Annotated in this window: 10 protein-coding genes and 1 pseudogene; 4 read left to right on the top strand and 7 right to left on the bottom strand. The window is 67.4% G+C overall.

The window, feature by feature from the left end:
* Positions 1–6: 6 nt before the first annotated feature.
* Together FHU31_RS07720 and FHU31_RS07715 are read left to right on the top strand one after the other, a co-directional pair.
* Entirely contained in the window at positions 7–1,011 is a 1,005-nt protein-coding gene (locus FHU31_RS07720) for an alpha/beta hydrolase (RefSeq protein WP_167157179.1), read from the top strand.
* An 80-nt stretch (positions 1,012–1,091) separates the two neighbouring features.
* Positions 1,092–2,006 carry a MerR family transcriptional regulator gene (locus FHU31_RS07715; RefSeq protein ID WP_167157177.1) on the top strand — a complete coding sequence of 305 codons (915 nt, stop codon included), beginning with the start codon at positions 1,092–1,094 and terminating at the stop codon, positions 2,004–2,006.
* A gap of 13 nt (positions 2,007–2,019) precedes the next feature.
* Here the strand turns inward: FHU31_RS07715 and FHU31_RS07710 are convergent, their stop codons facing one another.
* From FHU31_RS07710 to guaA, 6 genes are all read right to left on the bottom strand, one after another.
* Positions 2,020–3,600, bottom strand: coding sequence for a gamma-glutamyltransferase family protein (locus FHU31_RS07710; protein WP_167157175.1), 1,581 nt, complete (start codon positions 3,598–3,600; stop codon positions 2,020–2,022).
* Positions 3,601–3,614: 14 nt separating this feature from the next.
* Positions 3,615–4,412, bottom strand: a complete 798-nt coding sequence (locus FHU31_RS07705) for an amino acid ABC transporter ATP-binding protein (RefSeq protein WP_409371258.1) — start codon at positions 4,410–4,412, stop codon at positions 3,615–3,617.
* A 3-nt stretch (positions 4,413–4,415) separates the two neighbouring features.
* A complete protein-coding gene (locus FHU31_RS07700; protein WP_167157171.1) occupies positions 4,416–5,207 on the bottom strand; it encodes an amino acid ABC transporter permease in 792 nt (263 codons plus the stop codon).
* Positions 5,208–5,218: 11 nt separating this feature from the next.
* A complete protein-coding gene (locus FHU31_RS07695; protein ID WP_263988179.1) occupies positions 5,219–6,064 on the bottom strand; it encodes an ABC transporter substrate-binding protein in 846 nt (281 codons plus the stop codon).
* Positions 6,065–6,199: 135 nt separating this feature from the next.
* A complete protein-coding gene (locus FHU31_RS07690) occupies positions 6,200–6,868 on the bottom strand; it encodes a TetR/AcrR family transcriptional regulator (RefSeq protein WP_208410164.1) in 669 nt (222 codons plus the stop codon).
* Between the two features lie 17 nt (positions 6,869–6,885).
* On the bottom strand, positions 6,886–8,472 hold the full coding sequence (gene guaA, locus FHU31_RS07685; protein WP_167157165.1) for a glutamine-hydrolyzing GMP synthase: 1,587 nt from the start codon (positions 8,470–8,472) through the stop codon (positions 6,886–6,888).
* Between the two features lie 141 nt (positions 8,473–8,613).
* Between guaA and FHU31_RS07680 the strand changes: the two genes are divergently transcribed.
* The gene (locus FHU31_RS07680; protein WP_167157163.1) at positions 8,614–10,068 is read left to right on the top strand and encodes a catalase; all 1,455 of its coding nucleotides are present in this window, start codon (positions 8,614–8,616) and stop codon (positions 10,066–10,068) included.
* Here the strand turns inward: FHU31_RS07680 and FHU31_RS07675 are convergent, their stop codons facing one another.
* The gene (locus FHU31_RS07675) at positions 10,069–10,617 is read right to left on the bottom strand and encodes a TetR/AcrR family transcriptional regulator (RefSeq protein ID WP_167157161.1); all 549 of its coding nucleotides are present in this window, start codon (positions 10,615–10,617) and stop codon (positions 10,069–10,071) included.
* Between the two features lie 69 nt (positions 10,618–10,686).
* Here FHU31_RS07675 and FHU31_RS07670 point away from each other — a divergent pair.
* Positions 10,687–11,561 (top strand): annotated as a pseudogene (locus tag FHU31_RS07670) (TauD/TfdA dioxygenase family protein).
* The last annotated feature ends 2 nt before the right edge of the window (positions 11,562–11,563 follow it).

Raw genomic sequence — 11,563 nt, 5'->3', positions numbered from 1 at the left:
GTCCAGATGCCCACACACCCCACCCGCCGCGGCACCACGGAGCTTCCCCCCCGCGGATTGCTGCAGTCACGGGCAGCGGCCACCGTCGGCGGCTTCACCCTCCGCCCGCTGAGTGGACTCCTTCCGGCCGAACAATTCTGGGGCGTGTGGGCGGCCCGGCAGGTCATCGCCGGGGTGATGGACACCTTCGGCCCCTCGCTGTCCGGCACCAGGGTCGAACCCGTCGATGTGCGCTTGGCCGATGGCCGCCGGGTGGTCGGCGAATGGGTATACGGCCGAGGCGTCCCGGGGAACCACGACAGTGCGATCTACTACCTGCACGGCAGTGGATACGTGCTGTGCTCACCCCGCACCCACCGCAGGCTGACGGCGTGGTTGTCCCGGCTGACCGGGCAGCCGGTGTTCTGCGTCGACTACCGGCTGGCACCGAAGTACCGATTCCCCACCGCCGCAACCGATGTGCGTGCCGGCTGGGACTGGCTGCACACCGAACTCGGGATCGCGCCGGATCGCATCGTGATGGCCGGCGATTCCGCCGGCGGACACCTGGCCGTCGACCTGCTGCTGCAGCCGGGCGTCCCGCATCCCGCGGCGCTCGCGTTGTTCTCCCCGCTCTTCGATATGACCTTCGGCCTGGCCCGCACCCGCGATGCGCTGCGCCGTGACCCGGCGATCAGTCCGCGTGACGCCGCCCGGCTGGTCGGCTTGTACTGCGGCGCAGCCGATATGGCCCACCCGGGATTGACGCTGGACGTCAGGAACGGACGCCGGCTACCACCGACGCTGATCCAGGCAGGCGGGGCGGAGATGCTGCTCGGCGACGCCCGCAGATTGCACGAGGATCTGCGCGCCGCCGGCGCCGACTGCGAACTCCAGGTCTGGCCCGACCAGGTGCATGTCTTCCAGGCCCTGCCCAAGCTCAGCCCCGAGGCCCGCCCGGCGATGCACAGCGCGACCGCATTTCTCGCGGAGGCCTTGCACCGCAACACCATCGCCGACGTCGCCGGATGACCATCGTCGTGGCCGCCCCGCCGGCTGCACCCGCGCACGCTGCGCACGCCGCGCTCACCGCGCTCAGCGGGCCCGCGTAGATGCCGCCACCCCAGCCGCCCCGGCCCCAGGCCGGCGCCATCGCGGCCATCCTGGGCGGTCTGCGCCGGGCACCGCAGCAGATCCGCCGGAGCTCACGCGATGTGGTGGAGACCGCGGTATCGCAGTTGTTCGACGCGGCAGTCCAGCCGCACGGGGTGGCGGCATCCGGTGAGTACCGCATCGAGGAGTTGGCACGACTGGCCGGCAGCACCACCCGCAACATCAGGGTGTATCGGGACCGCGGGCTGCTACACCCCCCGCTGCGGGTCGGCCGCATCGTCCTGTTCAACGACACCCATCTGACCCGGCTGCGGCTGATCACCTCGATGCTCGACCGCGGGTACACCATCGCCCATGTCCACGAGATGCTCAACGCATGGGAGCAGGGCAAGGACATCGGTGATGTGCTCGGCTTGGAGAACGCCATCGCGGGCAGCTGGGCGACGGAGAAATCCGAGCGGATGCCGGTGGCGCAGGCCAGGGAACTCATCGACGACGACGCGGCCTTCGACCGGCTGTGTGACAACGGTCTGATCAAGCTGGCGGGCGAAGACGCAATCATCCTGCGGCCCAAGTTGATCGAGGCGTTCAACGATATCCGTCGGTACGGCATCGGTATCGACACCCTGATCGACGTCCACGAACGGGTGCTGCCCCACGTGGACGAGATCAGCTCGATCCTGGTGCAGGCCGGGGTGGATCATCTCGCCCACCGGATCAAGCCGGGCGAACCTCTGCCCGCCGATACCGAGGTCGCCGAGCTGATCACGATGCTGGTCCGGTTCCGCACCCAGGCGGTGGCCGCGGTGACGGCGACGCTGGCCGTCTCGATCGAGTCGACGATCGAGAACGTCGTCGCTCAGATGCTCACCGAATACCTCGGGAAGGATCCCGGCGCGGACGAGCCGACGTAATACCGCCGGCACGTCACGGCGCGGCCCACCGTCCCGGCCGGCGCGGGAAGTGCGCCACCATCCCGGCCCCGTCCGAACGCGGGTCGGATGCCGCGGCCATGTCATCGCCCGCGACGAACACGACATTGCTCTGTCCCATCGACTCGGTGTGCTGGGGCACCTCCCGCACCGCCAGACCCGACCTGCGCAGCGCGTCCCGCCCCTGGTCGCACAGCTCTGCCTCCACGGTCACGGTGTCGGGGGTGTCACCGTCGGCCTGGCTGCCGACGATCGCCCGGGGCTCGGACACCGCGTCCGCGGCGGACGCTCCCTCGACGGCCCGCAACAGCACCTGGGTCAGAATCTGGGGCTGGCCCTGACCACCCATGGTCGCCAACACGTGGCGCACCGTCCCGTCGTGCGTCGTCATGGCCGGCATCAACGTGTGTGCGGGCCGTTTGCGCGGTGCGAGCACATTTGGCGATTCGGCGGCCAGCGAGAAACTCGTGCCGCGATTGTGGAACAGCACACCGGTGGCCGGATCGATGAGACCGGACCCGAAGGCGTGATAAACGCTCTGGATCAGGGACACCGCATAGCCGTCGCTGTCGGCGACCGCGATACCGACTGTGTCGCCCTTGGGTACCAGCACGGGCCCCGGTACCGGCTCGGTCACGCCGAGCTCACCCAGTGCATCGTTGACCAACGCGGCGCTGTCGACACCGATGTGACGTGGGTCGGCCAGATATGTCGAACGTAACCGGTTGCCGTGCAGAAAGATCCGCATCAGGGTGCCGATATCCGCGGTCAGCGGGTGGCGCAGCCGAAGTTCCTCGATGGCACGCAACGCCCGCAACATCAGGAACCCATGGGTGTTCGGCGGGCTGGTGAAGACCGTCAGGTCGCCGAAGCGAGCAGACAGGGGTTCGACGACATCCGGTACGTAGTCAGCGAAATCCTCTGCCGTCAAACATGATCCGCAGCGGCGCAGGTATCCGACCATACTGTCGGCCAGAGCGCCGGTATAAAAGGCGTCGGGGCCGTCGTGGCGCAGCGCGGCCAGGGTGGCGGCCAGCTCCGGCTGAACCAGGACGTCCTCGGCGGTCAACGCCCGACCGCCGGGCCGGAACACCCGGCAGTAGTCCTGCACCTCGGCAAGATCGGTGTTCTCCGGGTCCGCGATATGGCGGGCCAGCGATGGCGCCACCGGCACACCACGTTCGGCGACCCGCTGGGCACGTTCCAGGTTCTGCGACCATGGCAGCCGCGCGCCCAGTCCACGCAACACCTCCCACCCCCGGACCGCGCCGGGGACCGTCACCGAATCGGCGCCGCGCAAGGGCAGGGCCGCGCCGTGCCGGGATCTCATCCCGGCGGCGGTGCTGCGCCGGCCCGACCAGCCGGAGGCATTGACACACCGCACCATCGCGTCCGGGGTGCGCACCAACGCGATGAGGTCACCGCCCAGCGCGACATTGTGCGGATAGACGACGGTGAGAACGGCGGCAGCACTGATCGCGGCGTCGATCGCGCTGCCCCCTTCGGCGAAGGCGGCCATCCCCGCGTCGGTGGCCAGGGCGTGCGGTGCCGCCAGCGCACCGGTGAAAGTGGACACGATGTGTCGAGCTCCTAGTGAATGGTGGACAGAAATGCCTTGGTACGCGCATGGCGCGGGCTGCCGAACACCTCGTCCGGCGGCGCGTCCTCGATGATGCGGCCGGCATCCATCACGATGATCCGGTCGGCCACCTCACGGGCGAAACGCATCTCGTGCGTCACGACCACCATCGTCATATGTTCGGCGGCGAGCTCACGCATCACGGCGAGCACCTCGCCGACCATCTCGACATCCAGTGCGCTGGTCGGCTCGTCGAACAGCATCACCTTGGGCCGCATGGCAAGTGCACGGGCGATGGCCACCCGCTGCTGCTGGCCACCGGAGAGCTGACTCGGCCGCGACGACGCCTTGTCGGCCAATCCGACGCGTTCCAGGAGGGCCAGCGCATCCTGTTGCGCCTTGCCTTTCGGCGTACCGAGCACTCGGACGGGACCGCTCCACACGTTCTCCAGCGCGGTCATGTGCGGGAACAGGTTGAAATGCTGGAACACGAAACCGATCTCGCGGCGCCGTTTGGCGAGCTCGGCGGTGCCGACCTTGCGCATGCTGGTCAGATCTCGATGTCCGATCGGCATCCCGGCGATCAGGATCTCACCATTGTCGACCTTCTCGAGATGGTTCAGCGAGCGCAGCAGTGTCGTCTTGCCGGCACCCGAGGGTCCGATCAGGACGACGACCTGTCCACGCCGGACATCCAGGGACACGTCATCGAGGACCTTTCGACCACCCAGCGTGCAGGACACCCCACGCACCGAGACGACTGTTTCGGCAATCGCATCGCTGTCGCTCATCATGCTCTCTTTCAACATTTTTCAGCTCACCCCGGCCGGCTGCGGCGATGCGTCCGAGGTCCGGCGGGCGCCCAGGAGCCGTCGACTGATCGGCACCCGCTGTTCGATACCGAGCTGGCGGGCCAACCGGTTCTCGATGCCGGCCTGGATGAACGTCCAGACCGTGGTGAGGGCCAGATAGTAGATCGCGGCGACAATGAAGATCTCGAAGGTGTGGAACGTGGCGGAACTGATGGCCTGGGTGACCAGGAACATCTCACTGACCCCGATCACGCTGAGCACCGAGGTCGTCTTCATCAGCCCGTTGAACGAATTGCCCAGCGGGGGCACCATGACCCGCAGCGCCTGCGGGACGATGACCCAACGCATCAGCTTCACCGGTTTCATCCCGAGTGATGCGGCGGCCTCGAACTGCCCCTTCGGCACGGAATCCAGACCGGCCCTGATGATCTCGGCGATATAGGCGCTCTCGTTGACCATCAGGCCGATCACCGCAGCCTGCACGGCGGCCTTGACCGACAAGCCCAGGATCGCCACATCACGGAATTGATAGAGACCCACGGCCGCCAGACCGGTGTAGATCAGCACCAACTGCACCAGCAGGGGTGTGCCCCGGATGGACCAGATGTACACACCGGCCACCCAGCGCAGCGGCGCCAGGGCGGACCGCCGCATCAATGCCACGACGAGCCCCGTCGCCGTCGCCAGCACCATCGCGACGACCGAGATCACCACGGTCAGAACCAATCCGTCGAGGAACGGAGCACTGGGTGTGAGCAGACTCTTCCAGAAGAACGGCCAGTCGAAGTTCATACCGATTCAGGTCACTTCTCGATCGACAGATCCGTCTGGCCCCACTGGGCGAGGATCTTGTCGTAGGAACCGTCGTTCTCCAGCGATTGCAACGCCTGCTGGATCGCGTCCCGCAGGACGGTGTTCCCCTTCAGGGTGGCGGCACCGATCTTGATGGTGCCGAACGGCCGGCCCGCCAGCTGGATCTGCGCGCCGGTCTTGGTCGCGTAGTACCCGAGCGTCTCGGCGGTGTCGAGGTAGGCGTCGACCTGACCGTTCTGAACCTGCTGTATCGAGACGTCGGCGTGGTTGTTGCGGTTGATGTCGATGGCCTGTTGCCCGGCTGCGGTGCATTTGTCGGACTGATCCTGGGACAGCGCCTCGGCCGTGGTGCCGACCGCGACCATCACTTTCTTACCGCACAAGCTGTCGTCCATTCCGGTGATCGCCGCGGGGTGCTGTTTGGCCACGGCGATACCGGTTCCCGAGTAGACATACGGCACGAAATCGACGACCTTCTCGCGCTCGGGCTTGATGTAGAGCTGCGCCATGATCACGTCGCATTGCTTGGCCTGCAGGGTCGGAATGACTGCGGCAAAAGCGGATTGGACGAATTGCGGTTGCAGGCCCAGATTCTGGGCGATCGCCTTGCCGAGGTCGACCTCGCTGCCCACCAGAGCGCCGGTCTCGTCGTGGTAGACGTTGGGCGGCGTGCCGTCGTTGGGGGCACAGATCTTCAGCGTGCCCGCCTCCAACAGGGCCGGTGGCGCCACCTTGGCCGGGCCGGAGGCGACCGGCGCCGAGGGGGTGGGCGACGAACAGCCCAGTACGAACAGCGCGATACCTGCCGTGACGGCACCGAGTGCGGTCTTCCTCACGATTCCTCCCGGATCCATCAGGCCGACTGCTCGCGGCCCTCTCTATCGAACGATAGGGGACTATCGGTCGATAGGGGCGCCGAATCGGATCACTTCATGAGGAATTAACAACAACCGTCGAGACGAGGGCGCAGGTCAGCCGCCGGCCGGGACCGCGGCCTCACTCAGCCGGCGCTGCGTCACGGCGCGGATCCGGTCCAGATCGGCAGGCTCGACCAGCAGCGCGCGCAGCACGAAGTCCGCAGCTTGCAGTGGTCGCTGCACCCGCATCCGGCCCCTCGGTCCGCCCTGTTCACGAAGGGTCTCGAACAGCACTCCGTTGGCCGCGCGCAGCACGAAGCCGGCATCGCATTCGACGAATTCCCCGTCGCGCGTGCCCGAACGGATGAGTTCCTCGACCAGATCGTGGAATATCTCGATACCGCGCTTCTCCTGCACGAATTCCGACATCGCCAGCACCGCGTCCTGGTACAGGCCGCGCGCGTCGAAGGGCTGCACCAGCATTTCGCGGACGTCACTGGCGACGGTCAGATGCAGCTTCTCCCCCCACGTCGTCTGTTCGGTCAGGCGGCTGCGCACCCGGCCGATGGACGGGCCGAGGTCCATGTCGATCAGGGTCCGGAAGATCTCGTGCTTGGCGCTGAAATGGTGAAACAACGACGGTTGGCGAATCGCGACCGCTTCGGCGATATCCCGCGTCGAGGTACCGAAATAGCCGCGCTGGGCAAACAATTCCGAGGCGGCGAGCAGGATCCTGCCTCGTGTCGAGGTCCAGTCCACCGGCGTCGGCTGCCAGTCCGCCATGTACTTCACCGGGCCGGCTACTCCCACTCGATGGTGCCCGGCGGCTTGCTGGTGATGTCCAGCACCACCCGGTTCACCTCGGGCACCTCGTTGGTGATGCGGGTCGAGATGCGCTCCAGCACGTCATAGGGGACCCGGGTCCAGTCCGCGGTCATGGCGTCCTCGCTGGACACCGGTCGCAGCACGATCGGGTGTCCGTAGGTGCGGCCGTCGCCCTGCACACCCACCGAGCGGACATCGCCGAGCAGCACCACCGGGCACTGCCAGATCTGGTGGTCCAGGCCGGCGGTGGTCAGTTCCTCACGGGCGATCGAGTCGGCGCGGCGCAGGGTGTCCAGCCGCGAGGCGGTCACCTCGCCGACGATGCGGATACCCAACCCGGGGCCCGGGAAGGGTTGGCGCGCAACGATTTCCTCGGGAAGGCCGAGCTCTCGCCCGACCGCACGGACCTCGTCCTTGAACAGCAGCCGCAGCGGCTCGACGAGCTTGAACTTCAGGTCGTCGGGCAGGCCGCCGACGTTGTGGTGGCTCTTGATGTTCGCCGTGCCGGTGCCGCCGCCGGACTCCACCACGTCCGGGTAGAGCGTGCCCTGCACCAGGAAGTCGATATCGAATTCACTGAGCGAATCGCGCACCGCACCTTCGAAGGCGCGGATGAACTCACGGCCGATGATCTTGCGCTTGCCTTCGGGATTGGTGACCCCGGTCAGCGCCTCCAGGAAACGGTCGGCGACATCGACGGTCACCAGGTTGGCCCCGGTGGCGGCGACGAAGTCCCGCTGCACCTGGGCCCGCTCCCCCGCCCGCAGCAGGCCGTGGTCGACGAACACACAGGTGAGCCGGTCCCCGATGGCGCGCTGCACCAGCGCCGCGGCGACCGCGGAATCCACGCCGCCGGACAAACCGCAGATCGCCCGGCCGTCGCCGATCTGTTCGCGGACCTGCGCGATGAGCTGGTCGGCGATATTGGCCGGCGTCCACGTCGCACCGATCCCGGCGAAATCGTGCAGGAACCGGCTCAGCACGTGCTGGCCGTGCGGCGAATGCAACACCTCGGGGTGGTACTGCACACCCGCCAGGCGCCGAGCCCGGTGCTCAAAGGCGGCCACCGGCGCGCCGGCGCTGGTGGCGACCACGTCGAATCCGTCCGGAGCGTCGGTCACCGCGTCACCATGGCTCATCCACACCGGCTGGGTGGCGGGCAGCTCCGAATGCAATTGCCCGCCGGAGACTTTCAGCTCGGTGCGGCCATACTCGCTGGTGCCGGTGTGCGCGACGGTGCCACCGAGCGCCTGGGCCATGGCCTGGAAGCCGTAGCAGATACCGAAGACCGGGACATCGAGGTCGAACAGTGCGGGATCCAGTTTCGGCGCCCCTTCGGCGTAGACACTGGCCGGACCGCCGGAGAGCACGATGGCTTGCGGGTCGCGGGCCTTGATCTCCTCGACCGTCGCGGTATGCGGGATGACCTCGGAGAACACTCTGGCTTCGCGCACGCGCCGCGCGATCAACTGGGCGTACTGAGCCCCGAAGTCGATAACCAGGACAGGGCGGGTCTGCGATGACGCGCTCGCGCGAAGAGCGTCTTCCGAAGCTGATTCCACCTGCTCAGTCTAGTGAGGGGCCGCGCAGCGCCGCCCTCTCGGCTCGGGTTTGTCACGCACGCCGCAGGGTACCCACCCAGCGGCGTCGTCCCCGACACCCCGGAGACACCACCCACGAGACGCCGCACGAAAGGAGCCACGGTGACCGGAAACCAGCCCACTCCGACGACCACGGACGCCGGCATCCCCGTCTACAGCGACGAGCATTCGCTGACCATCGGCCCGAACGGCCCGATCCTGCTGCAGGATCACTACCTGATCGAGCAGATGGCGACCTTCAACCGGGAGCGAATCCCGGAACGCCAGCCGCACGCCAAAGGCGGCGGCGCCTTCGGCCATTTCGAGGTCACCCACGACGTCAGCGCCTACACCAAAGCGGCGGTGTTCCAGCCGGGCACCAAGACCGAGACGCTGACCAGGTTCTCGACCGTGGCGGGGGAACGTGGCAGCCCGGACACCTGGCGGGACCCGCGTGGATTCGCGACCAAGTTCTACACCGCCGACGGCAACTTCGACATGGTCGGCAACAACACCCCGGTCTTCTTCATCCGGGACCCCTTGAAATTCCAGCATTTCATCCGGTCGCAGAAGCGCCGCGCCGCCAACAACCTGCGCGACCACGATATGCAGTGGGATTTCTGGACGCTGTCCCCGGAATCGGCGCATCAGGTGACCTGGCTGATGGGCGACCGCGGCATCCCGAAGGACTGGCGGCACATGAACGGCTACTCCAGCCACACCTACAGCTGGATCAATGCGGCCGGCGAGATCTTCTGGGTGAAGTATCACTTCAAGTCCGACCAGGGCGTCGAGTTCCTGACCCAGGACGAAGGTGACGAGCTGGCCGGCGTCGACGGTGACGCCCACCAGCGCGATCTGTACGACGCGATCGAGCGCGGCGAGTTTCCGAGCTGGACGCTGAAGATGCAGATCATGCCGTTCGAGGACGCGAAGGACTACCGGTTCAACCCGTTCGATCTGACCAAGGTGTGGCCGCATGCGGACTATCCGCTGATCGATGTCGGCAGGCTGACCCTGAACCGCAATGTCAGCGACTACCACACCGAGATGGAGCAGTCGGCGTTCGAACCCAACAACGCGGTGCCGGGTACCGGTTTGAGCCCCGACAAGATGCTGTTGGCCCGCGACTTCGCCTACGCCGACGCGCACCGCGCCCGGCTCGGGGTGAACTACAAGCAGATCCCGGTCAACACGCCGAGAACCGAGGTGCACAGCTACTCCAAGGACGGCGCCATGCGCGTCAAGAACGTGACCGACCCGGTGTACGCACCCAATTCCTACGGCGGCCCCCAGGCCGACCCGGCGCGGACCGGCGAGCCGCTCTGGCACGCCGACGGCGACATGGTTCGCGCCGCGTACTCCTTGCATGCCGAGGATGACGACTGGGGTCAGGCGGGCACTCTGGTGCGCGATGTGCTCGATGACGCCGCTCGGGATCGGTTGGTGTCCAACATCTCCGGCCACCTGTCCAAGGGTGTGTCCGATCCGGTGCTGGAGCGCGCGTTCGAGTACTGGCGCAATGTCGACAAGGATCTCGGCGATCGGGTGGCGGCCGCCGTCGGCAAGGGCAGCTGATCAGTCCGGGGTGAGGATCCGCGCGGCGGCTGCCGCGGCCGAGGTGTGCACGGCCGCGTCGGGCACCTCGGCCAGACCCGTGGCCGACCGCAGGAACGGTTCGAACAGGCGCCAGCCCAGTTGCAGGGCAACGGCATTGGCGACGGCCAGCCGGCCGGCTTGCTCGTCTGCGAACTCCGGCAGCACCCGGTCCAGCAGCAGCGCAACGTTGGGGAATTGCGTCTGCAGCCGGCCCACCGGATAACCGTCGAGCAGAGCCCTGGCCATGACGCGGGTGTGCCGGTCGGTGGCACGTTCGATGTCCTCGGCCGGGGCGTCGGCGGCGACCAGGACGCGCAGGGTGGCGCCCAGATGGTCCAGCACCGCGCCGACCAGTCGTTCCTTGGTGCCGAAGTGGCGGTACACCAGGCCGTGGTTGACCCGGGAGCGGGTGGCGATATCGCGAATGGAGGTGGCGGACGGCCCGCGGTCGGCGAAAAGTTCGGCCGCGGCGTCCAGGACGGCCGCGACCACTTCCTCGCGGCCCGCTGGTGGCGCGTTTGTAGTCACTTGACTACGCTAGCCCATATCGCGTGTAGTCAACTGACTACACCGCCTCGGCCAGCGCAAAGGATCGACATGACCATCACCGTGACCCAGCTCGGCAGCCGTATCGGCGCCCGCATCGACGGCGTGGAGCTGACCGGCGATCTCGACGCCGGCACGGTCGCCGAGATCCGCGCCGCCCTCCTCCGGCACAAGGTGGTGTTCTTCCGCGACCAGCACCACCTCGACGACGACCGCCAACAGACCTTCGCCCGACTGCTGGGCAGCCCCGTCGGGCACCACGCCTTCACGCGGCACGGCGGGGTCATCGCGCCCATCGATTCCGAGTACGCCAAGGCCACCCGCTGGCACACCGATGTCACCTTCATGCCGGACTATCCCGCCATCTCCGTGCTGCGCGCGGTGACCCTGCCCCGCTACGGCGGTTCGACGCTGTGGGCGTCGACCGCCGCCGCCTACGACCACCTGCCGGCACCGCTCAAGCACCTCGTCGAGAATCTGTGGGCACTGCACAGCAACCGGTACGACTACGCCGCGGCGCAGGGCGAGATCACCGACACCCAGCGCGCCCTGCGGGAGGCGTTCGAGAAGCCGGATCTGCGCGCCGAGCACCGGTGGTGCGGGTGCACCCCGAGACGGGCGAACGGACCCTGGTCGCCGGCGATTTCGTCCGCGGCCTGCTCGGCCTGGACAGCCACGAGTCACATACCCTACTGGAACTGCTCCAGCGTCGGATCACCTTGCCCGAGAACACCATTCGCTGGAACTGGGTACCGGGTGACGTCGCCATGTGGGACAACCGGGCCACCCAGCATCGCGCCGTCGACGACTATGACGACCAGCGCCGCGTCATGCACAGGGTCACCCTGGCCGGCGACGTGCCCGTCGACGTGTACGGCCAGCGCAGCCGCGCCGTCGGCGACACCGTGTACCAACAAGCCGGCTGACG

It is taken from the genome of Mycolicibacterium fluoranthenivorans (assembly GCF_011758805.1).
Classification (GTDB): domain Bacteria; phylum Actinomycetota; class Actinomycetes; order Mycobacteriales; family Mycobacteriaceae; genus Mycobacterium; species Mycobacterium fluoranthenivorans.
The sequence above is the reverse complement of the archived record's forward strand: the minus strand, read 5'-3'. Positions and strand labels throughout refer to the sequence as shown.